The following is a 22,724-nucleotide window of genomic DNA, read 5'->3' on the forward strand; positions in this document are numbered from 1 at the left end:
GCGCTTCGCCTAGGGGAGCGCGGGCCGCAGGTCGCCCGGGGCCAGGCCGAAGCGCTTGCGGAAGCCGCGGTTGAAGGTCGGCACGTCGGTGAACCCGCACGCGTAGGCGATCGAGGCGATCCGCAGCTTGTCGTCGCGGCGGGCCTCGAGGCGCCGGCGCGCGAGGTCGAGGCGCGCGTCGCGGATCGCCGCCGCGATGCCGCCGGTCTCCGCGAAGGCGCGGTACAGGCTGGTCCGGGAGAGACCGAGCGCGCGCTGGATGTCCTGCGGGTTCAGGTCGGGGTCGTGCATCCGCCGCGCGATGTGGGCGCGGGCGAGCGAGACGACGGCCGCCTGCGAGACCGCCTCCGGATCGCCGCGCCGGGCCGCGCCGTCGACGAGGTGGCCGAGGAGGTGGAGCACGCCCTCGACGGCCGCCTGCGCCTCGTCGGCGGACATCCAGGCGACCGAGCCGGCCACCCCGCGCAGCCGCGCCCGAACCTCCGCCCCGGCCGGGAGCGGGCCGAGGCTGCGGCCCGCGAAGGCGTCGGCGTCGCCGACGAAAGCCTCGAACATCTTGCGCGGGACGGCGAGGCGGATCTCGCCGTAGGCGCTCTGGGTGCCGGCCACGAAGGGCCGGTTCCGCGTCAGGAAGCTGATGTCGCCGGGGGTCAGCTGGGCCCCGCGGCCGTTCTGTTCCTGGTAGCCGACGCCGTCGAGCGCGAGGCCGATCACCACCATCCCGCGGGCGTTCCGGTCGACGTGGCGGGAGCGGAACTCCACCGCGACCGGGCTGCTCATCGTGTGGGTCAGCGCCCAGCCGGCCGAGGCCACGCTCAGGCGCTTGGCCGCGAACCGCTCCCGGGGGTGCCGCCGGCCGATGTCGCCGAATCCGGCCAGGGCCGTGCAGCGCCAGAACTCGAAGGCCTGCTTGGGGTCGACGTGGCTGGTCGTCTCGACGAGGCTCGGGACGAGCACCGGGCTAGACACGTGTGACACCCCCGGCGTGCCCGGCGGTTCCGTCCGGCTGCCTGCGCAACTTTATCGTGTGAATCTTGCCGGATTGGCAACCGACGCCATCCGGCGCGGCGCCGCGGGTCGGAGACCCGCGCTTCCGGGTTTCCCTAAGCAAGGGCCTGCCCGGACAGGCCGCGCGGTCCGGCGAGGAGCAGGGCCGCGCTCGCCGCGAGGACGAGCGTGATCACCGCGAACATCGCGTGCGGCCCGTAGGCCGAGAGGATCGGCAGGAGGATGATCGGCGCCAGCGCGGCCGCGACCCGGCCGCCGGCCCAGGCGCAGGTCATGGCCGAGGCCCGCAGCGGCGTCGGGAGCAGCTCCGTCGCGTAGACGGCGAGGATGCTGCCGTAGGTCGCCGCCGCGGTGTTGAAGGCGATGCCGACCAGGACCAGGGTCAGGAACGTGCCGCTCGCGGCGAAGGCCGTGCCGAGGGCCGCCATCGCCGCCGCCAGGGCCGTCAGGACGGCGCGCCGCTCGAGCCGGTCGATCGCCAGCGCGGTCAGCAGGGTACCCAGGGGCGGGCCGAGCATCGACAGCGCGGCGAAGACGAGGGATTGATCGACCTTGAAGCCCTTCTCCACCATCACGACGGCGCTGAGCAGCGGGAAGGCGATCGTCGCCAGGGGGGCGAGGGTGTAGAGGCCGACGAACAGGGCCGTCCGGCGCAACTGGCGCGTCTCGGCGAACAGGCCCCGGAACCCCGCGGGCCCGGTCGCGGGCGGGTCCGGGTCCGGGTCGGTGGGGGCGGCGACCCGGCTCCGGCCGGCCGCGCGCTCGAACCGGCGGCAGGCGGCGTCGGCCTCGGCGGAGCGCCCGACCGAGGCGAGCCACCGCGGCGATTCCGGCAGCCGCGCGAACAGGACGCCGCCGAGCGCCGCCAGGGCGCCCCCGAGGATCAGCGCCCAGCGCCACGGCTCGATCCCGAGCGGCGCGGCCGGGGCCATCATCTGGACGAGGCCGATGGCGGCCAGGCCGCCGAGGAGCCCGAGTCCGGCGCAGACCAGCAGCGTCGCGCCGCGTCGGCGCGCGGGCGTCACCTCGGCGAGGTAGGTGGCGACCAGGGGTGGGAATCCGCCGATCGCGAACCCCGAGACCGTCCGGGCGATCGTCAGCGCCGTGAGCCCCTGGCTCGCGGCGGCCGCCAGCGATCCGGCGGCCATCAGCGCGAGGGAGGCCTGGAGCGCGCGCCTGCGGCCGAGGCGATCCCCCAGCATCCCGAAGACGGGTGCGCCCACGGCGCCGCCGGCGAACACGGAGGCGAGGAGCAGCGAGAGGCTGCCCCGCGGCATGTTGTGGGGCGGCGCGAGGAAGATGGCCGCCAGGGCGTTGCTCAGGGCGACCTCGGCGATGTCGGTGAACAGGCCCAGCGTGCAGACGGCGAGCGCCGCCGCGTGAAGCCGCGTCATCGGAAGGGAATCGAGCCGCCGCGTGACGGCCGCGATCGACCCGGCGACCGATGCGGCGGCATCGGAGGCACTCGCGGTCTGGCTTCCGGCGTCGATCAAGCGTGTGAGTCCTCTCCGGCCGGAGCGTGCCCGCAACCGGTGACGCACCGCCACGGCAGCGTGTTCCCCACCGGGGAACGTGACGGCGTTCACAAATGCACCATGCGCGCCATGGTTGCGGGTCGCAGGGAGGTCGGCGGTCCGCGGGTCTTGCGGAGCTGTCGATCCGCCCTCCGCCGGGAGCCTCGGCGCGGGGGCCGCACCGCCGTTCCGCGCCTTGCTGATCGTTGATCGGGAGGACATCCTGCGCGGGGGATGTCGGGGCGGATGGCCGGGGCACGATGTTCGAGATCGCGCGGGACGACCTGTCCGATACGCAGACACGGGCGCTGCTGGCGCTCCATCTCGCCGGCATGCACGCATCCTCGCCGCCGGGCAGCGTGTTCGCTCTCGACCTGTCAGGCCTGCAAGCACCGGACGTGACCGTCTGGACGGCGCGCCGCGGCGGGCGGGTGGCGAGCGTCGGGGCGCTCAGGATGGCGACGGACGGCACCGCGGAGGTGAAGTCCATGCGGACGCATCCGGATTTCCTCCGCCTGGGAGCCGGCGCGGCGATCCTCGACACCATCATCGCGGCCGCCGCCGCCCGCGGCGCGCGACGCCTCAGCCTCGAGACCGGATGCGGACCCGCATTCGCGCCCGCGCTCGAACTCTATCGGCGTCGGGGCTTCGTGAACGGCCCCGCGTTCGGGACCTACGTGCCGAGCGACTTCAACCAGTTCCTCCATCTCGCGATCGCCTGACGGGTCGGGTCGGCGTCCTCGTCGCGCCGCCGTTCCCGAAGCGGCCCGCGCCGCGCGTCCGTGATCCGTACGTCCAGGCGCAGAGGCCGACTGGGTTAGGGTCAGCAAGGCTAGCTGTCGGCCCGGTGAGTCGCGCGCGTCAGGGGGCCACCCAGGACCCTCAAGGCCCGTCCAGGAAGCCGAGGAGCGCCGCGTTGAAGAGCGCCGGATCCTGGAGGAACGCGAAGTGGCTGGCATTGGGCAGGATCAGCAGCCCAGCCCCGGGAATCGTGGCAGCGAGGTACTCGGTGTGCGCGCGCTTGATACCCTCGTCGTGGTCGCCGTCCGCGATGAAGACCGGCGCGCGGATCCGCTTCAGATCGGCTTCGGTCCAGCGCGGCTGCCCGCCCCACATCCGGCCGACCGCGTCGACGAAGGCGGCGTAGTCCTTCGGGGTCGGCGAGAGGGCCTCGTACTCCTTGCCGGCCCGGTCGATGAAGGCGGCGAAGGTCGGGTTCGTCTCCACACCCTCGATCAGGCCCGACGGGTCGGCATTGGCGCCGAACGCGAACACCTTGCCGACGCGGTCGGGATGGCGCATCGCCATGTCGAGACCGAGGATCGCGCCGTCGCTCCACCCGACGATGTCGGCGCGCGAGATCTTCAGCACGTCGAGCAGCCCGACCACGTCGTCGGTCATCAGGTCGTAGCCGAATGGCCGATCGTCCCGGGTGCTGCGGCCGTGCCCGCGGCTGTCCACGAGGATGACCGTGCGGCGGGCGGCGAGCGCCGCGACCTGGTGGCCCCAGTAATCGGAGTTCGACAGGCCGCCGTGCAGCAGGACGACCGGCGGGCCGTTGCCGATCGTGGCGTAATACAGCCGGATGCCGTTGACAGCGGCGCGACCGGAAACCGTGCCGGCGACCGGCGCGGGGGTCGGCGGCAGGTCCTGCCAGCGCGGTCCGGCCCAGGCCGGGGCTCCGGCCAGCAGAAGCGTCAGGATGATCGCAGTCCGAAGCATCGAGCACCTGTCGTCGTTGCCGGGGCCGGGCTGCCGGGGCGATCCGGTCCAGCGCGACCCGCCGCGACCGCGATCTGCGGTCGACCTGCGCGCGGACCGTGACCGGCTCGGATTACAGAACGATTTCAGGCCGTGGCCCGCGGGCGGCGAGCGCCGTCTCCGCCGGCGCCCGGGCGCCGAAGGCCGGCGCGCAGCACGGCGCTCGCGCGAGGAGCGGGGCCTCTAGAAGCGCGGGCTCGTGCGGCGGGGCCGGTCCGGCCGGGGCGCGGGGGCGGCTGGCGCATGTCGATGGCCGACCACGTCGCCGTTGCGGTAGGCCTCCTGGATGTTGCGTCGCGCGGCCCGCCCCGCCGTCCCACCGGGCTGCGTCACGGCCGAGTCTCCGGACGGGGCCAGGACGGTCTGCGCCGAGGCCGGTCCGATGCCGAGGAGAAGGAGGGCGACGCAGCCAGACAGACCCTTCATGGCCAGATCCCTCTCACCCGATCGCGTTGCCAGACGGGCCAACCCGCAGTGCCGGCACGCGCGCGCCGCCCCGCCCGGCGCGTCTACGTCCGTGCGGGCCATCGGTTCACGGGGGCTCGGCGGACGGGCTGCGTCGATCAGGCGGCCTTGCTGCCGAGCCGGATCGCCTTGGCGATCTCTGACCGGCGCTCGGCGTAGCCCGGCGCGGTCATCGGGTAATCCTCCGGCAGCCCGTAGCGCGCGCGGTAGAGTTCCGGCGTCAGCCCGTGCGCCGTGAGATGCCGCTTCATGGTCTTGTACGACCGGCCGTCGATGAAGCTGACGATGCCGTCCTGGCGGACCGAGCCGCGGATCTGAGCGGCGTCGGGCTGCTCGGGCGGCGCCTCGACGACCGCGGGCCGGTCGGTGAGCGCGGAGAGCGCGCCGTGCACGGTGAGCAGGAGCGGCGGTATGCTGGTGTGCGGCAGCGCGTTGTTCGACAGATAGGCGGTCACGACGCGCAGGGCCACGTCTCTGATGGTCGGCTCGAGCTGGTCCTGGTTCTTGCGCAAAGCGATCGATCCCTTCTTCGACCCTGCCGACACCTGTTATAGACCAGGAATACTCGGACATTATCGTCTGTCAATGCAGAATGACATGCTTGGCAAGTAACGAATTTTGAATGCAGAATTTCGATGCGACGCGCGCCGTCCGGTTGGTCAATAATATGGCCATGGTCCTGTCCGAGATTGGGAGAGCGCCGTCGGATTTTTCGGGTCGCGCCTGCGGGACAATTCGCCGGCGCGGTTCCGACGCTTCCACTTCGCAGATCTTCGTGATCCAATACGCTTCGAGCGCATCGCGAAGTCCCTTCATGGCCGCCACACGCCGCCCGTCCGTTCCGAGGTCGAGGGTCCGGAAGTCCCGCACCGTGCCTGGGGCGAGATGGGGACGCGCGATGCTGGCGGCGCTCCTCGGAGGCCTGCTCGCGGCGCCGTTCGCCCACGGACAGGGCGCCGACGATCTGGAGGCCGAGATGCGGGCGCGGGTCGCCGCGGCCTTCCCGGATGCGGGCCTCGTGAGATTCCGCAAGATCCGACCTATCCCCACCGAGGTGGAGTCCGCCGTGGCGTTCTGCGGCCAGGTCAGCAGCGGCCCCGTCGGGCAGGGGCGGTCCGATTTTCAGGTGTTCCTGTACGATCGCACCGCGTCGGCCGAGACCGTCCGCATCCTCGGGTCGGAATCCCTCAACGGCTACCGCGTCGGCCGGAAGCTGATCGGTGCCCTGCGGCGGGTCGGCTGCCTGTGAGGCGTGCGGCCGGGGCGGTCTGTCCCACACGTGACGAAAATGTGGCAGAAGCTTGACTATTCTTCCAGGGTCGGTTTATAGCTTGACCGTGGCGTTGCGGTTACACCCCCGAGTCCCATGGAGGTTCGGATGTGCGCGCGGAAGACCTTCTACATTTTCATCTCGGCCTCGGACGGGGAGCAGTTCTGCGCCGTCCGACAGGACCAGCCCATCCCGTCGCTCATCGACGGTGTCCGATGGATGTATGTCGGCTGCATCGATACGACCCGGGACAGGCCGTACGGATTCGACGTGGACGCGGCGCACGCGGCGATGCGGCACCGCGGCGTCTACTTCTACCGGCGCGAATTGATGTTCCGCCGGGCCAACTTCCTCCTCGAAGCCGCCTGATGGTGGCTGCCCCCGGACCGATCCTGGCCGGCGCCCTCGTGGTCGCCGGTCTCGGGTTCGCGTCCGCCGCCGAGGCGCAGGTGCCGACGCGGGTCGGCACCTGCGCGGCGACCACCATCGCGCGGATCGGGACCCGGTTCAGCGACACGCTCGTGAAGCCGAAGGGCGACGGGATCGGCGACGGGACGAGCGTCGATCTCAGGAACGGCGTCTACGGCGTCTCCTACGCGTATGTCGAAGCGGTCGCGCGGTCGCGGGTCGGCGACCGGGTCATGACCTGCCTCGTACTCCTGCCGACGGGCTGCCCCAAGGGCGACGATCGCGGCAAGATGTACACGACGACCAACCTGCGCACGCTGGATTCCTGGACTTTGCCCGACTCCCAGCACATGTGCGGCGGGGCCTGATCTGGCGTCCGTGAACCCGCCCCCCGGAGGGGCGTGCTGCCTCAGGGGGCGGGATCCGGGCCTCGGTGAAGAGGAGAGGGATCCGTGTCGCTCAGGAACGCTCTTGCCGCCCTCGCGCTGGCGGTGGCGGGCTCCGCGCCGGTCCCCGCCTGGGCGTGGGGCGTCCCCGGATGCATCAACCTTCCCGAGTACAACCGCGCCCTGGGCGCCCTGCAGGGCATGACGAGCGCCTGCGACATGAGCGTCGAGGAAGCCCGCCGGATCGTCGCCGCCCGTGACGGCGTCGCGCCCGGGCCCCCGGTCGCCGCCGCGGAGCCGCCGGCGGCGCCGCGGGTCGCGCCGCGGCACCGCAGGGCGCGGGCGCACCGGAGCGCGCGGCCGCGGCATCACCGCTGAGCCGGCCGACCGGCGCTCAGGTCCCGTCCTCCGGCGCCCCCGGGGGATCCGCGCGGGTGCGCGCCCAGTCCCGGTCGCGCTCCGCCTGCCGGGCGCGCTGCTCCGCCACGTAGGCCTCCTGGTCGGCGCGCTCCCGCTTCCGGCGGCGGTCGGCGGCGGCCGCGCTGCGCTTGCGCCACGCCTCCGTCTCGGCCTTCTGGCGCAGCAATTCCTCGACCGTGACGGGTGTCACGGGTTCCTTGGGTTGCGCCCAGGGATAGGACCGCCGGGGCGGGGGCGGGCGGGCCGCCCGATCGGCGGAGGCCTGCCCGCTCCGCCGGAGCGCCTCGGCCGCCGCCGCGAGGGTCAGCCCGGCACCCCGGGCGATGCGCTCGGCGGCCGCCCGGGCGGCCGCGCGCTCGCCCGCCGTGGCCCCCTGATCGGCGAGCGCGAGGCACTTCTCGAACCGGTCCCGGTCGGCGGGCGTCATGGGCGACGTCATGGGCAGCGTCTTATCGCCGGTCGACCCGCCTGTCCCGTCGCACCGGATCCGTCGATCCGGTTTCGCGCCAGCCTCCGTGCCGGTCAGGCCGCCGCGGCCGCGCGTCTCGCCGGCCGTCCGGCGCCGCGACCCGCGCGGCTACGTCTGGGCGCGTCCGTTCCCGCCCGGACCGATCGCCGGCAGCCCGGCCCCGTCCGGCAGGCCGCCGAGCACCACGAGGATCCGTCCCAGGAGCACCCGCGAGTGCCGCGCACCGCTGCCGATGGCCGTGAGGTCCGGCCGGCCCGCGCGGGCCTCGTAGGCCGCGCGCAGCCGGTCGAGCTGCCGCCTGCGCGTCTCGGGATCGCTGGAACCCATGGCCCATCCTCCCGGCGGGCCCTGGCTCGCGGTGCGCCCCCGCGAGCGAGCCTTCGACCATCCCGAGTCGGGGAGTTGGAAAACCGTGTCTGAACGGTCCCTACGACCTTTAGCGCCGGAACGCCTGGACATACGCCGCAGGCTCCCCGACCGTGTGGCCAAGGATACGGGTGCCGTTGTGGTCGGCACCGACCATCAGACAGGGGGTTCCACGCCCCAGGGCCGCGCGTACGGCCCCGCTGGCCTTCTAGTCGCCTCTAGGAAGGAAATCCAGCCCGGCGTGCCGCGCCGCGCTCGAGTCGGCGGAAACCGCCGTCGATCAGGAGCGCCAGCGCGGACACGACGAGGCCGCCCTGCAGGACGTAGGCGGTGTTGCCGGTCAGCAGGCCGGAGATGATCACCTCGCCGAGGGTGCTGGCGGCGACCGTGGAGCCGATGGTCGCCGTCGCCAGCCCGATGATCGCGGCGAGGCGGATCCCCGACAGGATCATGGGCAGCGCCAGGGGCAGCTCGACGCGGACGAGTCGCTGCCGGTCGGTCAGCCCCATGCCGCGGGCGGCCTCCATCAGCGCCGGGTCGAGATCCTCGAGCCCGGTGAGCGCGGTCTCGAAGATCGGCAGGAGCCCGTAGAGGACGAGGGCGATCAGGGTCGGGACCGCGCCGAACCCGAGGATCGGCACGGCCAGGGCCAGGACCGCGACGGGCGGGAAGGTCTGCCCGATTTGGGCCACCGACCGGGCGAAGGGCAGCACGTCGCGGCCGGCCGGCCGCGTGGCCGCGACCGCGAGGCCGAGGGCGATGGCGGCCGCGGTCACGGTCGCGGCGGCGACGAGCAGGAGGTGGTTGACGGCGAGCGTCAGCAGCGGCGTCTGGGCGTAGATCGGCGGCGTGTCGCCGGGGGCGAAGGGCCGGAACAGGGGCGCGAACCACCCCGGGGCGACCAGGAACGCCCCGAGCAGGGCGAGGAGCGCGGCCCGGGCGATCTGCGGGGCGCGGATCACGGCCGGGCACCCTGCGCCTCGAGGGCCTCCCGCGTCACCCGGCCCAGGACGACGCCGTCGCGGCTGACCGGCAGGGCCGGGCGCCGGGACCACAGGCTCTCGGCGAGGGCCGCCCGCACCGTGGTTCCGGCCGGGATGGGCGGGCCCGGCGCCGGGCCGGGCTCGATCAGATCGTCCACGGCGCGCAGGGCCATGAGCTGGAAGGCCCGGTCGCCGCTGCCGAGGAGGGCGCCGACGAAGGCGGTGGCGGGCGCGCCGACGAGGTCCGCCGGCGCGGCCTCCTGCACGAGGCGCCCGCCATCCATCACGGCGACCCGGTCGCCGAGATGCAGGGCCTCGGTCATGTCGTGGGTCACCAGCACGATCGTGGTGCCGTAGCGCGCCTGGATCGCCAGCAGATCCGCCTGCGCCCGCCCGCGGATGATCGGATCGAGGGCGCCGAAGGGCTCGTCCATGAGCAGGATCGGCGGCTCGGCCGCGAGCGCGCGGGCGACGCCGATCCGCTGCTGCTCGCCACCGGAGAGCGCCGCCGGCAGGCGGTCCCGGTAGATCGCCGGATCGAGGTTGAACAGGCCGAGGAGCTCGTCGACCCGCGCGGCGATCCGCCGGCGGTCCCAGCCGACGAGCCTCGGCACCACCGCGATGTTCTCCGCGACCGTGCGGTGGGGGAACAGCCCGTGGCCCTGGATGGCGTAGCCGATCCCGCGCCGCAGCAGGTGCGGCGGCACCTCCCGGACGTCCCGGCCCGCGATCCGGATCGTCCCGGCGCTCGGCTCGATCAGGCGGTTGATCATCCGCAGCAGGGTGGTCTTGCCCGATCCCGAGGTGCCGACCACCGTCAGGATCGCCCCGGCCTCGACCCGCAGGGTGACGTCCGCCACCACCGTGCGCCCCTCGAAGACGCGGCTCACCCCGGCGAGGTCGATCATGGGATCCGCTCCGCCGCGCGGCCGCGGCTCAGGTCGATGACGGCGTCGAGCAGCACCGCGGCGCCGGTCGCCATGGCGACGGTCGGCAGCGCGCCGAGCAGGACGAGGTCGCCCGCGTTCTGGCTGATGCCCTGGAAGACGAACACGCCGAGGCCGCCGCCGCCCACGAGACCCGCGATCACCGCGAGGCCGATATTCTGGACGAGGACGATCCGGATCCCGGTCAGGATCGCCGGCAGGGCGAGGGGCAGGTCGACCTGGACCAGCCGCTGGCGCGCGGTCATGCCGACGCCCCGGGCGGCGTCGCGCACCGGCCAGGGCACCGCGTCGAGGCCCGCGACGGTCGCGGCGGCCACGGGCAGGAGCGCGTAGGCGAACAGCGCCACGAAGGCCGGCGCGGCGCCGATCCCCGCGATGCCGAGGGCGGCCGCACCCGGCACCTCCCGGCCGATCCAGGCCAGGGGCGCGATCAGCATGCCGAACAGCGCCATGGACGGGACGGTCTGCACGACGTTGAGGCCCGTGAGCAGGCCCGTCCGCGCGGGCGCGATCGGGCGGGCCAGCACGGCCGCCGGGATCCCGACCAGGGCGGCGGCCGCCACCGAGGCGAGGGCGAGGGCGGCGTGGGTCCGCAACTCCCGGCCGAACGTGTCGGAGCGACTGGCATATTCCCGCAGGACCGAGAGGTTGTCCCAGAAGCCGGTGCGCAGGGCGAGCCCCGTCGCGGCGACCAGCAGGGCGAGTGCGGCGATCCGCAGGACCGGTCCCGGCCGCAGCCGCGCCAGCCCGTCGCCGGCCGAGAGGGCCGCCGTGACGAAGGCGAGCCACCAGCCCGCGTCCGGCGAGACCCGGCCGTACCGGTCGCCCGGCGCGGTCAGGTGATCGGCCGCCCAGCCGGCCGCGAGGCCGAGCAGCAGCAGGATCGCGGCGGCGGCGGCCAGCCGCAGGATCGGCGCCGACCGCAGGACCAGCGGCGGCAGCGCGAGGGCGACGACGCCCCCGAGGAGGAGCGCCGCGCCGGGGGGGAGCGCCGACCACGCCGTCAGCGCGGTGCCGGCCGCGATCCGGTTCGGCCGGGTCGTCATCAGCGGCAGGGCGAGCAGGCTCAGTGCCAGGACGGCCGCGAAGGCCGCGCCCAGCGGATCGACGCCCGGGCGAAACCGCCCGGTCGCGAGGGATTCCCCCATCCTCACGCTGCGGCGGCGCCCGGGGGCGCGACGATGGACGGAAATGCGGCGGGTCTCATGAGGCGGGTCACCGGCGTCGCGACGCTCTCGGGCGCCCCGCCGCGCATCCTTGCCGGCGGAGCCCCGGCTTGTCGACGCGGGATCCCGCGGGCCGCGGACGGCTCCGCCCGTGAGGGCGCGTCGCGCCGCGCTGTCCGCGCGGCCGGCTCACCGCACGAACCCGTTCTGGCGGAGGAAGTCCGCCGCGACCGCGGAGGCCGGCTCGCCGCCGATCTGGACCCGGCCGTTGAGATCCCGGAGCGTGGCCAGATCGAGCTTGCGGAAGATCGGGTCCAGCACCGCGGCGATCTCCGGATGGGCCTTGAGGACCGCGCCGCGGACCACCGGCGCCGGCTGGTAGACCGGCTGGACGCCCTTGTCGTCGTCCAGCATGACGAGGCGCGCGACCGCCATGCTGCCGTCGGTGCCGAACACCATGGCGGCGTTCGTGCCGGAGGTGCCCCGCGCCGCCGCCGCGATCGTGGCGGCCGTGTCGCCGCCGGCCAGGATGACGAGCTGGTCCGGCCGGAGGGTGAAGCCGTAGGCCCGGCCGAAGGCCGGCAGCGCCCCCGGGCTGGTCACGAATTCCGATGAGGCGGCGAGCTTGATCGCGCCGCCGCCCGCCACGTAGCGGCCGAAGTCGCTCATGGTCCTCAGGCCCGCGGCCCGCGCGATCTCCTCGCGCACCGCGATCGCCCAGGTGTTGTTGGCCGAGGCGGGCGTCAGCCAGACGAGGTCGTTGGCCGCGCGATCCAGGTCCCGGGCCGTGCGGTAGGCCGCCTCCGGGTCCTTCCAGACCGGGAGATCGGCCTTCCCGAAGAAGAACGCCGCGTTGCCGGTGTATTCGGGATAGATGTCGATCTGCCCCTCGATCAGGGCCTGGCGGACGATCGCGGTCGCGCCGAGCTGGATCTTGTCGACGGTCGGCAGGCCCCGGGCCTGGAGCGCCTGCAGGATGATGTTCCCGAGCACCCCGCCCTCCGTGTCGAGCTTGGAGGCGACGACGATCCCGGCCGCCGGCGCGCCGGGCGTGGGCGCGCACTGGGCTGTCAGCAGCGCGAGCCCTGCTGCGACGAGCCCCGCCCGGATCCGCTTCACCATGGCCTCCGGCTCTGCCCTGCGCCCCGTCGGTCCGGTCGGGCGCCCGCTTTCCGACATCTAGGGCCGGTCCCGGTCAAGTTGAGGCGGAGGCGCACCGAGCCTGTGCCGCACGGGAGAGGGGGCAGGGCGCGACTGACTCCGCCCGAATCGTCGTCCGTCGAGACCGCTGCGACACGATCGGGAGCAGCTCTCGGGCCGGCGCCGCGGCGTGATTCGGTGCCCGAACCCGGTCGACAGCCGCGTCTCCCGCACCGGACCGCTCCGGCGTCGCGGGCCGCGCGACCCCCGCGAAGACCTGCGCGCCCGGCGAGTCCAACCGGGGCCGTATCAAATCAACACATTCCCGTTAACGTTGTTTAACCTTTACACGATCCTTCCGCGAACGATCCTGGCTTTGGCGATATAATCTTGAGTACATGCTTTGTGCCGAAAGGAGGGGGGATATGTCGTATTCGATTCTGGTTCGCGATCTCACCCGCGAGACCGACGGTACTCCCAAACTTCTGGCCTACGACATTCACGACCGCTCGGCGGCCGAGACGCTCGTGTCGGTGATCGCCACTTCGTACCAGGATCACGGTTTCAATCCAGCGACCCGCGTCCACTGGTTTCGCCACGCGGGCGGGCTGCGCGAGATCTTCACGTGGCCGCGGTCCTGACCGGCGGCGCGCGGGCTCAGGTGCCGCAGAAGGTCCGGTAGCCGACGCCGCCGCCCGCGGGCGCCTCCGCGAAGGCGGCGTGGTCCGGCTGGTCGTCGTAGGGGCGGGCCAGGACGGCGAGGAGCGTCGCGAACGGCGCGAAGTCGTCCCGCTCCACGGCGGCCTCGATCATCGCCTCGACCCGGTGGTTGCGCGGGATGAAGGCCGGGTTCTCCCGGCGCATCGCGGCGGCGGTCTCGACCGGGTCGCGTGCCTCCTGCGCCAGCCGCGCGCGCCACGCGGCCGCCCAGGCATCGTAGCGCGTCGGGTCGACGAACAGCTCGCGCACGGCCGCGTCGGCCTCAGGCCGCGCCGCCGCGTCGCAGAGCCGGCGGAACATCAGGGTGAAGTCGGCCTGGTTCTCGGCCATGCCCTTGAGGAGGTCGCCCGCCAGCTCGGCGTCGCCGTCGCGGGTCTCGGCGAGGCCGAGCTTGCGGGCGAGGCCGCCGTGATAGGCCGCCTCGAAGCGCGGTGCGTAGGTGGCCAGCGCCGCCTCGGCCTCGGCGACGGCGGTGTCCTCGCCCTCTGCGAGGAGCGGCAGCAGCGTCTCGGCGAGCCGGGTCAGGTTCCAGAGCGCGATCCGCGGCTGCTGGCCGTAGGCGTAGCGGCCGTTGCGGTCGATGGAGCTGTAGACCGTCCGGGGATCGTAGGCGTCGAGGAACGCGCAGGGCCCGTAATCGATCGTCTCGCCCGCGACCGACATGTTGTCGGTGTTCATCACCCCGTGGACGAAGCCGACGTGCAACCAGCGGGCGACGAGGGCCGCCTGGGCCGCGACGACGCCCTCCAGCAGCGCCCGGTAGGGATTGCCGGCCCCGGCCGCGTCCGGATGGTGCCGGGCGACGACGTGGTCGGCGAGCGCCCGCAGCCCCTCGACGTCGCCCCGCGCAGCGAAGAACTGGAAGGTGCCGACCCGGATGTGGCTCGCCGCCACGCGCGTGAGGACCGCGCCCGGCAGGAGCGTCTCGCGCACCACCGGCTCGCCGGTCGTCACGGCGGCGAGGGCCCGGGTGGTCGGGATGCCGAGCGCCGCCATGGCCTCGCTGACGAGGTACTCGCGCAGGACCGGGCCGAGCGCTGCCCGCCCGTCGCCCCGCCGGGAGAACGGCGTCGGGCCCGCGCCCTTCAGCTGGATGTCGCGGCGGCGCCCGTTCCGGTCGACGACCTCGCCGAGCAGGACCGCGCGGCCGTCGCCGAGCTGGGGCACGAACTGGCCGAACTGGTGCCCGGCATAGGCCGCGGCGATCGGTTCGGCACCGTCCGGGACCGCGTTCCCCGCGAGCGCCGCGACGCCGTCCGGGCCGGCGAGCCAGTCCGGATCGAGGCCGAGCTCCTCGGCGAGCGCGCGGTTCAGCCGGACGAGGCGCGGCGCCGCCACGGGCGTCGGCGGCCGGCGGGCGTAGAAGCGCTCCGGCAGGCGGGCGTAGCTGTTGTCGAAGGGGAGTGCCGTCATCGTCAGGATCTATGGAGCGCGGGGTCGGGGGGCAAGCGGGGCCGTCGGGGCCGCGGGATCCGGGCGGTGCCGTCGGCGCCCGTGGGCGTCTCGGACATCGACCGGAGCCGCGCGGCGGCGACGGAACCGCGGATCGTCCACCGGGCCCGGGTCATCGTCGCGCCTTCCCCGCTCCCTGGCCCATCCGCCGGGCGGGGGGATGTTCGCGGCCCGACCCGTTCTCAGGCGTCGGCGGGCCGGATCGCCTCGAGCGCCTCGATCCTCCGGGTGGTGGGATCGCGCGCGGCGGGATCGGCCGTCGACCCGCGCCGCCGGGCGCGGCAGGCCAGGGCCGCGAGGGCCAGGACACCGCCCGCCAGCACGTCCGGCAGGTAATGACCGCCCGACCCGACGGTCGCGACGATCACGGCGGCGTTCAGCAGGGCGGCCAGGGGGCCGAGGACCGGCACCGGCGCCAGCGCCCAGGCCGTGAGGACCGCGAGGCACACGTGGAAGGACGGGAAGGTCGCGAGGCCGCGCAGGTCACCGAGCGCCAGCGTGTGCAGGGTGCCGGCCCGCAGCCGCGCCACCGGCTCCAGGTGCCAGAGCGCGCCGACCGTCTCCAGGGGCTCGGACGGGACGACCCGCGGGGCGTAGTGGGCGTAGGGGCCGAGGGCCGGCAGCAGGGCGGCGAGGACGATCACGCACAGCAGCGTCGCGGAAAACAGCCGGATGTAGGTCCAGAGCCGGCCGAGGCGGCGGGTCGCACTCAGCGCGATCACCACGAGCCCGACCTGCGGGCCGCTCGAATGGTAGGCGAGCGCCAGCCACCACGACAGCGTCGGGTGCCGCGCCAGGAACGCCACGTGACCGGTCCAGTCGAAGCCGAGGGCGGCCTCGATGCGGGCGAGCGCGGGATCGACGAAGGGCAGCCCGATCCCGGCGGCGAGGAAGTGCAGGACCGCCACCGGCACCGTGAAGGCGATGAGGAACGCGCTTGCCAGGGCCATGCCGCGCAGGGGCGGGTCGGACTTCACCGTGCTCAGGCAGGCGGCGGCGCTCAGCAGGACGAGGACGGCGAGGCCCGCGAGCGCGAAGCCCAGGGGCTCGGCGGCGATCCCGGACGCCGCCATCCAGACGGCGTCGACCGCGACGATCGCCAGGGTCAGGGCCCAGAGACGCGGGTCCGGCGCGGCGATGCCGGTGCTGTGCCGGCGCAGCAGGCGCCACCAGGGACGTGCCGGGTTTCGAGCGCGGACGATGGGCGCGCGGCCGGCGTGAACGGCCCGGTCTGGACGCATGATCCGGCTCACCTCGCCCGACAGGGCCGATGCGCGGCCGGGACGAGGCTCGGCCGCGACGGGGATGTGGCCGCCGGCCGGGGGTGGCGGCGGGCGGACAGGGTTGGGGGTGCGGGGGCGGACTCTACCGGCCGGTCGTCGGGGCGTCGCCCGTGGCCGGGGGCTTGCCGGTGCCGACCGCGCCCTCCGTCGGCGGCACGGCGGAGGGATGCGTGACGGCCTCCGTCGCGGTCTTGCCCGGGTCCTTCGTGTCGGCTGCCGGCTTCGGCGCGGTCTCGGCCGGTGGCGCCGCCCCGGGGCCGGGCCGATCCTGCGCCCGGGCCGCGGCCGGAAGGGCGGCCAGCGTGGCGGCGAGGACGAGGGCGGGGATCGATCGGGTCAAGCGTGGCTCCGTCGCGCGGTCGGGCGTTCAACCGGCCCAACGGCTGGCCGCTGGGGTCGTTCCGACGCGCGCCGGTCCGGGACCGGCCGGGAGGTGACGGGTGGGTCGGGCGAGGCCGTCCCCGGTCCCGTCATCTCAGGTCCTGACGCGCGGGGCGCCGGCAGTGCGCGCCGGAGCGCGCGGCCGGGGCCTCACGCCTCCGCGGCGGCCTTCCGGGTCTTGCGGCCCTTGGGAGCCTTCGTGCCGGCGCCGGCCTCCGCCGCGACGATCTCCGCGGGCTCGCTCCGCTTGGCGGCCGGGCCGCGGCGCTTGTGGCCGAGGCCGGCGTTGCGGGCGAACTCGGCGCGCATCGCCGAGTAGTTGGACGCGGTTGTCGGGTAGTCCGGCGGCAGTCCGTAGCGCTGCCGGTACTGCTCGATCGTCATGCCGTTGCCGGTGAGATGCCGCTTGAGCGTCTTGTACGGCTTGCCGTCGATGAAGCTGATCAGGGCGTCGGGCGTGATCGACTTCTTGATCTGCGCGGGCGTCGCCTTCTTGAATTCGGGCTCCGACGTGACCGTCGTGTGCCCGAGACCGGCCAGCGCGGCGTGGACGCCGGACAGCAGCGACGGGAGGTCGGGAACCGGAACGGAGTTGTTGGCGACATAAGCCGAAACAATATCGGCGGTCAGCTCGACGAAATCGATCGGGTCCTGATGCGGTGCAGGATTGCTATCTTCCATGGGCGCCTCTCACGTGTGAGTGATCCATGAACGTGCATTCGCTTCTCGACAGTCAAGTCCTTATCTGCACGAAGATAACCCATTATGCCTGTTATCTACCGAATGGAGTGGCGAATACCAACATAGATCAGTGGCGCATTTCGCGCCGGATCTTTCGCCCGCCGGCACCCCGATTTCCGGATCCTCGGGCGCCTTCGGCCGCAGCCGACCGGCCGGACCGGGCGGGGCTCTTCACAAAGCGTTAACCCTGACCGTGGTCACTGACAGGGTCGCTCCGGCTTTGGGGGTAAGAAGCCGAACGACAGGCGGGCCGAGCCCTGCCCCTCCATGCTCGGCCCGCGCCCTCGCGCCGCGGCGACGCTCAGGCGTTGGCCGCGGTCCCGATCGGCGTGGCGATCGCGCCGCGCGTCCCGGGCGGGATGACGGCCTGCAGGACCCGCGCGGGCCCGGCCGCGTAGTCGGCGCGGTAGCTGCGCTCGAGGGTCATCAGGGTGCGCATCGGCGCCTCGGCCAGATCGAGCAGGCGGGCGTCGCGCCAGCGGAGCTTGGTGAGGCCGGTGCGGCTGAACCACCGCGGCCTCTCTTCCTCGACGAGCAGGACCAGCTTGCCCGTCCACGTCTTGCGGAACCAGAACCGTCCCGTGAGCTTGGCCGCGCCGAACATGCAGCACCTCGCGTGAGAGCCCCTTCAAAGCAACGCGGGTCAAGCTCGGCGGTTTCCGCGCGCTGCCCGTCGTCCGGCACTGGACCGGCGCCGCGGCCATGCGCCGGCGGCATGGGCGCGACGGCGGACACGGCTCAGCCGCAGGTGCGGTCGCCCAGATCGCGGCCGGCCAGGGTGGTGCCGGCCGCGGTGCCGCCGGCGAGGGCGCGGTCGGCCAGGATCGCGAGCGGGCGGCCCGCCAGGGCGCCGACGAGCCCGGCGGCGGCCTTGATCAGGAAGTCGTCGAACCGGCCGTGGCGGGTCCCAGTGAGGGTCTGGCCGGCTTCAAGGCCGCCGGCCAGGACGACGCTGCCCGCCAGGATCCAGAGCCAGTGCCGCGGGTAGGCCACCGTCATGAGCAGCCCGGCCAGTGCGTAGGCCGCGACGCGCTCGTAGCTCGGATTGGCCGTGACCACCGGGCGGAATCCGATCGGCACCAGCGTGATCGCGGCGATCAGTGCCACCAGGATCCAGGCCGCGACCCGTATCAGGCCGTGCCACTGCGCGTTCGATCTCAGCATCGCGGAAACGTAACCTCGCGGCGACGGCGGCCGCGTACAACGATGGCGCGCCGTCCGACGTATCATAACGACGGCCGGGGACCGGAACATCTGATCATGCGTGGTACTCTGGTCGTCGCGACCCTTCTCGCCTTCTCGGTGATGCCGGCCGCCATCGCGGCCAATCCGGTGCGGGACGTGCTCTGGGTGGCGCTGCAGGGCTGCGTGCTCGCCAAGAAGGCCGCGGGCCGGAGCTTTCCCTGCCTCGCGGTCGATCTCGGCGACGCGGCGCGCCCGGGAACGGCGGTGCTGCGGGCGCCGGGCCAGCCCACCCACACGGTGGTGATGCCCTCCGACAGCGTCTCGGGCATCGAGGCCCCTGTGCTCCAGGGCCCGCGGGGAGCGGCCTACTGGCGGGCGGCGCTCGCGGCCCGGCACTACGTGTCGGACGCGCTGCAGGGCCGCCTGCCGCCCTCCGCGGTGGGCCTGGAGGTGAATTCCGTGGGCGGCCGCAGCCAGGATCAGCTGCACATCCACCTCGACTGCATGCGCCGGAGCGTCACGGCGGCCCTGAAGGCCCACGGCGACGCCGTCGGCGACAGCTGGGCCCCGTTCCCGGTGCCGCTGGCGGAGGTGTCCTACCTCGCCATGCGGGTCCCGGCGGACGCGGTCGCGGCGTTCAACCCGTTCGCCGCTCTGGCCCGCGTGCCGGGCTGGCAGGGCCACCTGCACGACGCGAGCTTCGCGGCGGTGGAGGCCGATCCCGGGGATCCGCGGGGCGGGATGATCCTGCTCGCCTATCGGGAGCCTGAGGCCAGTGCCGAATACCTGATGGATCACGGCTGCCGGGTGGCCAGGCACGGCCGGGCCGGCTGACCGGCGGCCGAGCCCAGCCGTGCCGAGCCGTGGCCACTGTTGCTGCTACGTTCTATCTCTCGGGGGCACGAATCGGGCATAGAGCGAGCATGCGCATGCCGGTGCTCAGCTTGTCCGCGATGCTCCTCCTGACCACCGGACCTGCGGTTGCGGGGCCGGCCGCCGGAGCCACCGATCCGGCCGAGCTGGAGCGCGCGTGGCACCGCTGCCTGCGGGACGCCACGGGGCATCAGCCGACGGGGCAGAGCCGCGCCGGCGACGAGCGCAACGCCCTCGACGAGTGCAAGGCCCGCGAGGATGCCCTGGTGGCTGCCCTGATGTCCGGCGCGCGCCCGGCGGACGCCCGCACCGGCACGGTGTGGTCACGGACCTGGGCGGCGTTCGTGGAGCCGCTCACCGCGTGGCTCGGCGCGCTGCGGCGCTGAGCGCGTCGCGGTCTCCGCGCCGATCGTGCCGGGTGATACGGCGTCAGGCGCCGCCGATTCCGGTCGTCACCGTACCGCTGCCCCGGCAATCGGAGCACTGCGCGTCGGCGACCTTGCCGGTGCCGCCGCAGGTCCGGCACAGGTTCTCGCCGGTGCCCGGCGTGCCGGGCGGGGCCTCGTCCCCGGGTTTGCGCGGATCCGCCTCGGCCATCGTCAGCCCTCTCCGGACGCCCGTTCCTGACCGGCAAACCGTGTCGGTCCGGCGCTGTTCCCGGTCGCGTGCGTTGTCGAGGCTCGGGGCCGTCCGCGGCGTCGCACCGCGCACGGCCCGGCGAACCGCGGCCCGCGCGGGCCGTTGGCCGGCCATGAGCGATCAGACATCCAAGCCGCACCCGGATCCCGTCACCGAGGCGCGCCGGCGCGAGATGGCGATCGAGCATCTCCTGTTCGGGACGATGCGGTTCCTGGCGCGGCAGAACCCGGAGCTGCTGGACGAACTCGAGGGCAGCCTCGTCCACCTATGGGATACGGTCGAGGGCGAGGCGCGGGACGATGAGGCCGTGCGGACCATCGCCCGGCGCATGCTCAAGGGGCTGCGGGCCGAGCGATGATCGGCCCGGCCCGGCTCACCGCTGGGCGGCGTCGGTCACCTTGATGGTCGGGATCATCGCCACGGCCTGCGCGGTCACGCGGTCGAACGTCTCCCCGGTCAGGCCCCGCTCCGTCGCGAGCTTCCGGATCCGGTCCGCGTGCTGCGAGAGGGTCAGGCCGAAATAGGTCTTCTCTGCCGCCTGTTCGACAGACTCGTTTGCCACGTGTTCACTCCTGTTCATGGTCGGTGAGGCGCGCTGATTTGGGCCAGAGCGGCCGGGGCTTCAACCCCCGGCCGCGGCCACCGCACCCCGGCCATGAATCGCGGTCATGGCCGGGACGCCGTAGGCGCGCGGTCTTGCCGAAGCCCTGTAGCCGCCGGCCCGCCGCTATCAGCGGTTGCAGCCGATGCAGATGCCGCGGGTGATCGCGTCGTTGCGCTCCTCGACGGCGTCGCGGCGCTCGATGCTGCCGGTCTCGTTCGGGCCGAGGGCGCCGGGATTGGGCACCGTCTGGCCGGTCGCGGCGGTATGGGGCGCCTTGGCGGTGGTGGCGGGCCCGCCGCCGGTGCCCGTCTGGCTCACCGGGTCGGCCCAGGCGGTGACGGAGGCCAGGGTCAGGGCGGCGGCCATGGCGAGAGTCGCGGATCTGCGCATGTGAAGCTCCCAGCACTGCGTGCGTCGGTCTGTGCGAAACTGACGCACGCGCGCGCGAGAAGTTCCCGCCTCCGCGCGCGATCGGCACCCCGGCGCGAGTCGTTCGGCGGCTGAATGCGGCCGTTCACCTTCGGGCGTAACGGCTAAGCCATTTTGAGAACTGTCTTCGCTTCCGAATTGGGGAATCGTGGTGCTGTAACATTCGGAGGCGTACGTCATGAACCCGACCGTCAAGGCCGTGCTGCTGAACGAGCGGGCCTCTGTGCTCTCGGCGATCGCGGCGCGTCAGGGCACCGTCTCCGACCTCCTCGTGCAGATCAACGGCGTCGAGAACGATATCTGGCGGCTGCGCCACCGCCTCATCGATATCGAGGCGTACCTGGTCGGGCATCGCGTCGAGCTGCCGGATCTCGGCGAAGGGCAGACGGAGAGTGCGGACGGGACGGAGGTTGTCGTTCCGCGCAATGCGGCGCCCCAGGCCGCGACCCGGTCGGTCGAGGTGATCGGCCTGCCGACCTGCAAGCCCCTCGGCGATTTCGTCCGGCCGAAGACGTCCGCGCGGAAGGCCCAGGCGGCCGCCGGGCCCCGCCAGGTCGAGACCGCCTGAGGTCGTCCGGGGATCACGCCCATGCACCGTATCCGCCTGGCCCTTCGGCGGAGGGCCCCCGTGCCGCCGGCGCCGGCGCTGCCCGAGAGCCTGACCCGCTACGTGTCGCCGCCGGCTCCCGAGGCCGGCTTGATCACCGCGCCGCTCCGGGACATCGGCATGGCGCTGCTCGTCGGTGTCGTCGTCGCGCTCGTCGGCGGCCGGATTCTCGAAGCCTGGTAGCCGGTCCTGACTGTGTCCCGGCCATGGCCTATGAGGATCGGTGAGGATCCCGAGGGGGTGGACGGATGGGCAACGGCGACGGCAGCGGCGCGCCGAGCGCGAAGATCGCGGAGGTTCAGCGCCTGGCCACGGCGCTCGCGGCGCGCGTGCGCTACGCGCAGCTGGTAGGCCGCCCGGTCTACGAGGCGCAGATCTCCGCGCTGGTCGGCGCGGCCCGCCTGATGGATGAGGAGAGGGCCCCCTGGCCGCCGATGGTGGAGGAGGTGCTGACCGAGCTCGCCCGAGCGATCGAGGGGACCGAACCCGCCGCGGAAGGCGAGGCGGACGATTCTGGGGGAGACCCGGCGAAGGACGCGCCCGGACAGCCCTGAGCGCACCGCTCCCGTCGCCACATCCCCGTCGCCACCCTCGTCGCCACCCTTGTAACGGTCATCGCGCGATCGCGCCGGACCTCCGGCCGGGATCGCCCGGAGATGGGCCGCGCCTGTCGCGCGCTCTCAGCCAGATGGCGGCATCCAGCATGACGACGGGCGCCACCGCCAGGGCCGCGGCCAGGGTGCGGTTGCGCCGCGGGTTCGAGGGCGTGGCGCGGGTCGCCAGCAGGCCGGCATCGAGGAGATCCCCGCCCACCCGCAGGCCGAGATGCCGCTCCGGCTCGGCGGCAGCCAGGATCGCCGCGCCCGAGGCGATCTCGCGCAGGCCGTAGAGCTGGATCAGGCCCTCGTGGCCGTCGAGGCCGGTCGCCGCGGCGACGCGCCGGGGCGCGAAGGTCTCGGCGAGGCCGAGCCCGATCCCGAACCAAGCCAGCCCGCGGGCCATCTGCCTGTCATCCATCTGCGATCCTGCTCCGCGCGGCCACCGGTCCATGGTTGGCCAACCGGGCGGTTCCGGCCGTGTTCCGGACCGCCGCGAGGCCGGAACTTCGGGGCGAAGGGCTGATTGATCAGTGTGCCGGCACGGAGATCCGCGCCGTCGCCGCGGTGCGACGATCGCCTCCGGTCGCACGCCCTCAACCCGCTCGCGTCGTGAAGGCGATGGCCGCATGATCCTGAGCCTGCAGGCCGTGCAGGTCGCGACCGGCAGCGACGATGCCGAAAGTCAGCTCGTCTTCGCCGACGGGTTCCTGGTCGCGATCCTGGTCCGTCTCTCGGCGCAGCACGGGGCCGATGCCGGGAAGTGGTTCCTCGAAGCCGGGTTCGGCCCGATCGATCCCCTCGGGCCGCCGCTGTTCGCGGACCTTCCGGCGGCCCGGGCCTGGATCATGCGGCAGCTGATCGCCGCGGCCTGACGGCGGCGACGGCGAAACTCGGGGTGATCATCGGGG

35 protein-coding genes are annotated in these 22,724 nt (G+C 73.6%); 13 read left to right on the top strand and 22 right to left on the bottom strand.

The window, feature by feature from the left end; all coding sequences use genetic code 11:
* Positions 1 to 9: 9 nt before the first annotated feature.
* Entirely contained in the window at positions 10 to 969 is a 960-nt protein-coding gene (locus BLW78_RS01585) for a helix-turn-helix domain-containing protein (RefSeq protein ID WP_091676025.1), read from the bottom strand.
* Positions 970 to 1,103: 134 nt separating this feature from the next.
* A complete protein-coding gene (locus tag BLW78_RS01590) occupies positions 1,104 to 2,402 on the bottom strand; it encodes an MFS transporter (protein WP_244526721.1) in 1,299 nt (432 codons plus the stop codon).
* A gap of 380 nt (positions 2,403 to 2,782) precedes the next feature.
* On the opposite strand from BLW78_RS01590, the gene BLW78_RS01595 reads away from it, so the two are divergent.
* Positions 2,783 to 3,244, top strand: a complete 462-nt coding sequence (locus BLW78_RS01595; RefSeq protein ID WP_091676032.1) for a GNAT family N-acetyltransferase — start codon at positions 2,783 to 2,785, stop codon at positions 3,242 to 3,244.
* Between the two features lie 160 nt (positions 3,245 to 3,404).
* Here BLW78_RS01595 and BLW78_RS01600 read toward each other — a convergent pair whose 3' ends face one another.
* The 4 genes from BLW78_RS01600 to BLW78_RS30870 form a co-directional block, all read right to left on the bottom strand.
* On the bottom strand, positions 3,405 to 4,244 hold the full coding sequence (locus BLW78_RS01600; RefSeq protein WP_091676035.1) for an alpha/beta fold hydrolase: 840 nt from the start codon (positions 4,242 to 4,244) through the stop codon (positions 3,405 to 3,407).
* 222 nt (positions 4,245 to 4,466) lie between these two features.
* The gene (locus BLW78_RS01605; RefSeq protein WP_091676038.1) at positions 4,467 to 4,709 is read right to left on the bottom strand and encodes a hypothetical protein; all 243 of its coding nucleotides are present in this window, start codon (positions 4,707 to 4,709) and stop codon (positions 4,467 to 4,469) included.
* Between the two features lie 137 nt (positions 4,710 to 4,846).
* A complete protein-coding gene (locus BLW78_RS01610) occupies positions 4,847 to 5,260 on the bottom strand; it encodes a Ros/MucR family transcriptional regulator (protein WP_091676041.1) in 414 nt (137 codons plus the stop codon).
* Between the two features lie 70 nt (positions 5,261 to 5,330).
* Positions 5,331 to 5,573 (bottom strand): hypothetical protein, encoded by a 243-nt coding sequence (locus BLW78_RS30870; protein ID WP_139307666.1) that lies wholly within the window; start codon positions 5,571 to 5,573, stop codon positions 5,331 to 5,333.
* A gap of 73 nt (positions 5,574 to 5,646) precedes the next feature.
* Between BLW78_RS30870 and BLW78_RS01615 the strand changes: the two genes are divergently transcribed.
* The 4 genes from BLW78_RS01615 (at position 5,647) to BLW78_RS01630 (ending at position 7,190) form a co-directional block, all read left to right on the top strand.
* The gene (locus tag BLW78_RS01615) at positions 5,647 to 5,997 is read left to right on the top strand and encodes a hypothetical protein (protein WP_091676043.1); all 351 of its coding nucleotides are present in this window, start codon (positions 5,647 to 5,649) and stop codon (positions 5,995 to 5,997) included.
* 129 nt (positions 5,998 to 6,126) lie between these two features.
* Positions 6,127 to 6,387: a hypothetical protein gene (locus BLW78_RS01620; RefSeq protein WP_056523187.1), complete on the top strand. Its 261-nt coding sequence runs from the start codon at positions 6,127 to 6,129 to the stop codon at positions 6,385 to 6,387.
* Complete coding sequence (locus tag BLW78_RS01625; protein ID WP_091676046.1) at positions 6,387 to 6,794, top strand: hypothetical protein; 408 nt, start codon at positions 6,387 to 6,389, stop codon at positions 6,792 to 6,794. The genes BLW78_RS01620 and BLW78_RS01625 overlap by 1 nt, the downstream gene beginning before the upstream one ends.
* 84 nt (positions 6,795 to 6,878) lie before the next feature.
* Positions 6,879 to 7,190 carry a hypothetical protein gene (locus BLW78_RS01630; RefSeq protein WP_026604598.1) on the top strand — a complete coding sequence of 104 codons (312 nt, stop codon included), beginning with the start codon at positions 6,879 to 6,881 and terminating at the stop codon, positions 7,188 to 7,190.
* Between the two features lie 16 nt (positions 7,191 to 7,206).
* On the opposite strand, the gene BLW78_RS01635 is transcribed toward BLW78_RS01630, so the two are convergent.
* The 6 genes from BLW78_RS01635 to BLW78_RS01660 all read right to left on the bottom strand — a co-directional run bounded on the left by BLW78_RS01635 (position 7,207) and on the right by BLW78_RS01660 (position 12,285).
* A complete protein-coding gene (locus BLW78_RS01635; protein WP_020090999.1) occupies positions 7,207 to 7,671 on the bottom strand; it encodes a hypothetical protein in 465 nt (154 codons plus the stop codon).
* A gap of 138 nt (positions 7,672 to 7,809) precedes the next feature.
* The gene (locus BLW78_RS01640) at positions 7,810 to 8,028 is read right to left on the bottom strand and encodes a hypothetical protein (RefSeq protein ID WP_020090998.1); all 219 of its coding nucleotides are present in this window, start codon (positions 8,026 to 8,028) and stop codon (positions 7,810 to 7,812) included.
* A 257-nt stretch (positions 8,029 to 8,285) separates the two neighbouring features.
* A complete protein-coding gene (locus BLW78_RS01645; RefSeq protein ID WP_091676478.1) occupies positions 8,286 to 9,026 on the bottom strand; it encodes an ABC transporter permease in 741 nt (246 codons plus the stop codon).
* Positions 9,026 to 9,958 carry an ABC transporter ATP-binding protein gene (locus BLW78_RS01650; RefSeq protein ID WP_091676049.1) on the bottom strand — a complete coding sequence of 311 codons (933 nt, stop codon included), beginning with the start codon at positions 9,956 to 9,958 and terminating at the stop codon, positions 9,026 to 9,028. The genes BLW78_RS01645 and BLW78_RS01650 overlap by 1 nt, the downstream gene beginning before the upstream one ends.
* Complete coding sequence (locus BLW78_RS01655; RefSeq protein WP_091676051.1) at positions 9,955 to 11,145, bottom strand: ABC transporter permease; 1,191 nt, start codon at positions 11,143 to 11,145, stop codon at positions 9,955 to 9,957. The genes BLW78_RS01650 and BLW78_RS01655 overlap by 4 nt, the downstream gene beginning before the upstream one ends.
* Before the next feature lie 207 nt (positions 11,146 to 11,352).
* On the bottom strand, positions 11,353 to 12,285 hold the full coding sequence (locus BLW78_RS01660) for a glycine betaine ABC transporter substrate-binding protein OsmF (protein ID WP_091676054.1): 933 nt from the start codon (positions 12,283 to 12,285) through the stop codon (positions 11,353 to 11,355).
* Between the two features lie 443 nt (positions 12,286 to 12,728).
* Between BLW78_RS01660 and BLW78_RS01665 the strand changes: the two genes are divergently transcribed.
* Positions 12,729 to 12,944 (top strand): hypothetical protein, encoded by a 216-nt coding sequence (locus BLW78_RS01665; protein ID WP_056522883.1) that lies wholly within the window; start codon positions 12,729 to 12,731, stop codon positions 12,942 to 12,944.
* A gap of 16 nt (positions 12,945 to 12,960) precedes the next feature.
* On the opposite strand, the gene BLW78_RS01670 is transcribed toward BLW78_RS01665, so the two are convergent.
* From BLW78_RS01670 to BLW78_RS01695, 6 genes are all read right to left on the bottom strand, one after another.
* Positions 12,961 to 14,436, bottom strand: a complete 1,476-nt coding sequence (locus tag BLW78_RS01670) for a protein adenylyltransferase SelO (protein WP_091676057.1) — start codon at positions 14,434 to 14,436, stop codon at positions 12,961 to 12,963.
* Positions 14,437 to 14,657: 221 nt separating this feature from the next.
* A complete protein-coding gene (locus BLW78_RS01675; RefSeq protein WP_091676058.1) occupies positions 14,658 to 15,716 on the bottom strand; it encodes a phosphatase PAP2 family protein in 1,059 nt (352 codons plus the stop codon).
* 124 nt (positions 15,717 to 15,840) lie between these two features.
* Positions 15,841 to 16,098 (bottom strand): hypothetical protein, encoded by a 258-nt coding sequence (locus BLW78_RS01680; RefSeq protein ID WP_091676061.1) that lies wholly within the window; start codon positions 16,096 to 16,098, stop codon positions 15,841 to 15,843.
* 191 nt (positions 16,099 to 16,289) lie between these two features.
* Positions 16,290 to 16,820: a Ros/MucR family transcriptional regulator gene (locus BLW78_RS01685; RefSeq protein WP_091676063.1), complete on the bottom strand. Its 531-nt coding sequence runs from the start codon at positions 16,818 to 16,820 to the stop codon at positions 16,290 to 16,292.
* A 361-nt stretch (positions 16,821 to 17,181) separates the two neighbouring features.
* Complete coding sequence (locus BLW78_RS01690) at positions 17,182 to 17,484, bottom strand: hypothetical protein (RefSeq protein ID WP_020090988.1); 303 nt, start codon at positions 17,482 to 17,484, stop codon at positions 17,182 to 17,184.
* 134 nt (positions 17,485 to 17,618) lie between these two features.
* Positions 17,619 to 18,044, bottom strand: coding sequence for a hypothetical protein (locus tag BLW78_RS01695; protein ID WP_091676066.1), 426 nt, complete (start codon positions 18,042 to 18,044; stop codon positions 17,619 to 17,621).
* Positions 18,045 to 18,140: 96 nt separating this feature from the next.
* Between BLW78_RS01695 and BLW78_RS01700 the strand changes: the two genes are divergently transcribed.
* Complete coding sequence (locus tag BLW78_RS01700) at positions 18,141 to 18,899, top strand: CDP-diacylglycerol diphosphatase (protein WP_091676071.1); 759 nt, start codon at positions 18,141 to 18,143, stop codon at positions 18,897 to 18,899.
* Positions 18,900 to 18,994: 95 nt separating this feature from the next.
* Positions 18,995 to 19,324 carry a hypothetical protein gene (locus BLW78_RS01705; RefSeq protein ID WP_244491794.1) on the top strand — a complete coding sequence of 110 codons (330 nt, stop codon included), beginning with the start codon at positions 18,995 to 18,997 and terminating at the stop codon, positions 19,322 to 19,324.
* A gap of 43 nt (positions 19,325 to 19,367) precedes the next feature.
* Here BLW78_RS01705 and BLW78_RS31245 read toward each other — a convergent pair whose 3' ends face one another.
* Positions 19,368 to 19,535, bottom strand: a complete 168-nt coding sequence (locus BLW78_RS31245; protein ID WP_020090984.1) for a hypothetical protein — start codon at positions 19,533 to 19,535, stop codon at positions 19,368 to 19,370.
* 154 nt (positions 19,536 to 19,689) lie between these two features.
* Here BLW78_RS31245 and BLW78_RS01710 point away from each other — a divergent pair, with 154 nt between their 5' ends.
* Positions 19,690 to 19,935: a hypothetical protein gene (locus tag BLW78_RS01710; protein WP_170855062.1), complete on the top strand. Its 246-nt coding sequence runs from the start codon at positions 19,690 to 19,692 to the stop codon at positions 19,933 to 19,935.
* 15 nt (positions 19,936 to 19,950) lie between these two features.
* Here BLW78_RS01710 and BLW78_RS01715 read toward each other — a convergent pair whose 3' ends face one another.
* Together BLW78_RS01715 and BLW78_RS01720 are read right to left on the bottom strand one after the other, a co-directional pair.
* Positions 19,951 to 20,139 carry a hypothetical protein gene (locus tag BLW78_RS01715; protein WP_020090982.1) on the bottom strand — a complete coding sequence of 63 codons (189 nt, stop codon included), beginning with the start codon at positions 20,137 to 20,139 and terminating at the stop codon, positions 19,951 to 19,953.
* 168 nt (positions 20,140 to 20,307) lie between these two features.
* Positions 20,308 to 20,571: a hypothetical protein gene (locus BLW78_RS01720; RefSeq protein ID WP_026604594.1), complete on the bottom strand. Its 264-nt coding sequence runs from the start codon at positions 20,569 to 20,571 to the stop codon at positions 20,308 to 20,310.
* A gap of 217 nt (positions 20,572 to 20,788) precedes the next feature.
* Between BLW78_RS01720 and BLW78_RS01725 the strand changes: the two genes are divergently transcribed.
* From BLW78_RS01725 to BLW78_RS01735, 3 genes are all read left to right on the top strand, one after another.
* Positions 20,789 to 21,178, top strand: a complete 390-nt coding sequence (locus tag BLW78_RS01725) for a hypothetical protein (protein ID WP_091676075.1) — start codon at positions 20,789 to 20,791, stop codon at positions 21,176 to 21,178.
* Positions 21,179 to 21,199: 21 nt separating this feature from the next.
* Positions 21,200 to 21,400: a hypothetical protein gene (locus BLW78_RS01730; RefSeq protein WP_020090979.1), complete on the top strand. Its 201-nt coding sequence runs from the start codon at positions 21,200 to 21,202 to the stop codon at positions 21,398 to 21,400.
* Between the two features lie 65 nt (positions 21,401 to 21,465).
* Positions 21,466 to 21,771, top strand: a complete 306-nt coding sequence (locus BLW78_RS01735) for a hypothetical protein (RefSeq protein WP_091676078.1) — start codon at positions 21,466 to 21,468, stop codon at positions 21,769 to 21,771.
* 58 nt (positions 21,772 to 21,829) lie between these two features.
* Here the strand turns inward: BLW78_RS01735 and BLW78_RS01740 are convergent, their stop codons facing one another.
* Entirely contained in the window at positions 21,830 to 22,234 is a 405-nt protein-coding gene (locus tag BLW78_RS01740) for a hypothetical protein (protein ID WP_091676081.1), read from the bottom strand.
* 208 nt (positions 22,235 to 22,442) lie between these two features.
* Between BLW78_RS01740 and BLW78_RS01745 the strand changes: the two genes are divergently transcribed.
* A complete protein-coding gene (locus BLW78_RS01745; RefSeq protein WP_091676084.1) occupies positions 22,443 to 22,688 on the top strand; it encodes a hypothetical protein in 246 nt (81 codons plus the stop codon).
* Positions 22,689 to 22,724 lie beyond the last annotated feature (36 nt).

It is taken from the genome of Methylobacterium sp. 275MFSha3.1, from assembly GCF_900108435.1.
In the GTDB taxonomy this organism is placed as follows: Bacteria; Pseudomonadota; Alphaproteobacteria; order Rhizobiales; family Beijerinckiaceae; genus Methylobacterium.

Bases quoted from the DNA above. Each gene is read 5' to 3' on its own strand.
- BLW78_RS01615 (WP_091676043.1), top strand. From the start codon at position 5,647: ATGCTGGCGGCGCTCCTCGGAGGCCTGCTCGCGGCGCCGTTCGCCCAC.
- BLW78_RS31245 (WP_020090984.1), bottom strand. From the start codon at position 19,535: ATGGCCGAGGCGGATCCGCGCAAACCCGGGGACGAGGCCCCGCCCGGC.
- BLW78_RS01735 (WP_091676078.1), top strand. From the start codon at position 21,466: ATGGGCAACGGCGACGGCAGCGGCGCGCCGAGCGCGAAGATCGCGGAG.
- BLW78_RS01620 (WP_056523187.1), top strand. From the start codon at position 6,127: ATGTGCGCGCGGAAGACCTTCTACATTTTCATCTCGGCCTCGGACGGG.
- BLW78_RS01675 (WP_091676058.1), bottom strand. From the start codon at position 15,716: ATGCGTCCAGACCGGGCCGTTCACGCCGGCCGCGCGCCCATCGTCCGC.
- BLW78_RS01690 (WP_020090988.1), bottom strand. From the start codon at position 17,484: ATGTTCGGCGCGGCCAAGCTCACGGGACGGTTCTGGTTCCGCAAGACG.
- BLW78_RS01650 (WP_091676049.1), bottom strand. From the start codon at position 9,958: ATGATCGACCTCGCCGGGGTGAGCCGCGTCTTCGAGGGGCGCACGGTG.
- BLW78_RS01730 (WP_020090979.1), top strand. From the start codon at position 21,200: ATGCACCGTATCCGCCTGGCCCTTCGGCGGAGGGCCCCCGTGCCGCCG.
- BLW78_RS01625 (WP_091676046.1), top strand. From the start codon at position 6,387: ATGGTGGCTGCCCCCGGACCGATCCTGGCCGGCGCCCTCGTGGTCGCC.
- BLW78_RS01590 (WP_244526721.1), bottom strand. From the start codon at position 2,402: ATGACGCGGCTTCACGCGGCGGCGCTCGCCGTCTGCACGCTGGGCCTG.
- BLW78_RS01710 (WP_170855062.1), top strand. From the start codon at position 19,690: ATGAGCGATCAGACATCCAAGCCGCACCCGGATCCCGTCACCGAGGCG.
- BLW78_RS01705 (WP_244491794.1), top strand. From the start codon at position 18,995: ATGCCGGTGCTCAGCTTGTCCGCGATGCTCCTCCTGACCACCGGACCT.
- BLW78_RS01720 (WP_026604594.1), bottom strand. From the start codon at position 20,571: ATGCGCAGATCCGCGACTCTCGCCATGGCCGCCGCCCTGACCCTGGCC.
- BLW78_RS01655 (WP_091676051.1), bottom strand. From the start codon at position 11,145: ATGGGGGAATCCCTCGCGACCGGGCGGTTTCGCCCGGGCGTCGATCCG.
- BLW78_RS01695 (WP_091676066.1), bottom strand. From the start codon at position 18,044: ATGCTGAGATCGAACGCGCAGTGGCACGGCCTGATACGGGTCGCGGCC.
- BLW78_RS01665 (WP_056522883.1), top strand. From the start codon at position 12,729: ATGTCGTATTCGATTCTGGTTCGCGATCTCACCCGCGAGACCGACGGT.
- BLW78_RS01595 (WP_091676032.1), top strand. From the start codon at position 2,783: ATGTTCGAGATCGCGCGGGACGACCTGTCCGATACGCAGACACGGGCG.
- BLW78_RS01605 (WP_091676038.1), bottom strand. From the start codon at position 4,709: ATGAAGGGTCTGTCTGGCTGCGTCGCCCTCCTTCTCCTCGGCATCGGA.
- BLW78_RS01640 (WP_020090998.1), bottom strand. From the start codon at position 8,028: ATGGGTTCCAGCGATCCCGAGACGCGCAGGCGGCAGCTCGACCGGCTG.
- BLW78_RS01685 (WP_091676063.1), bottom strand. From the start codon at position 16,820: ATGGAAGATAGCAATCCTGCACCGCATCAGGACCCGATCGATTTCGTC.
- BLW78_RS01740 (WP_091676081.1), bottom strand. From the start codon at position 22,234: ATGGATGACAGGCAGATGGCCCGCGGGCTGGCTTGGTTCGGGATCGGG.
- BLW78_RS01670 (WP_091676057.1), bottom strand. From the start codon at position 14,436: ATGACGGCACTCCCCTTCGACAACAGCTACGCCCGCCTGCCGGAGCGC.
- BLW78_RS01635 (WP_020090999.1), bottom strand. From the start codon at position 7,671: ATGACGTCGCCCATGACGCCCGCCGACCGGGACCGGTTCGAGAAGTGC.
- BLW78_RS01660 (WP_091676054.1), bottom strand. From the start codon at position 12,285: ATGGTGAAGCGGATCCGGGCGGGGCTCGTCGCAGCAGGGCTCGCGCTG.
- BLW78_RS01700 (WP_091676071.1), top strand. From the start codon at position 18,141: ATGCGTGGTACTCTGGTCGTCGCGACCCTTCTCGCCTTCTCGGTGATG.
- BLW78_RS01725 (WP_091676075.1), top strand. From the start codon at position 20,789: ATGAACCCGACCGTCAAGGCCGTGCTGCTGAACGAGCGGGCCTCTGTG.
- BLW78_RS01600 (WP_091676035.1), bottom strand. From the start codon at position 4,244: ATGCTTCGGACTGCGATCATCCTGACGCTTCTGCTGGCCGGAGCCCCG.
- BLW78_RS01745 (WP_091676084.1), top strand. From the start codon at position 22,443: ATGATCCTGAGCCTGCAGGCCGTGCAGGTCGCGACCGGCAGCGACGAT.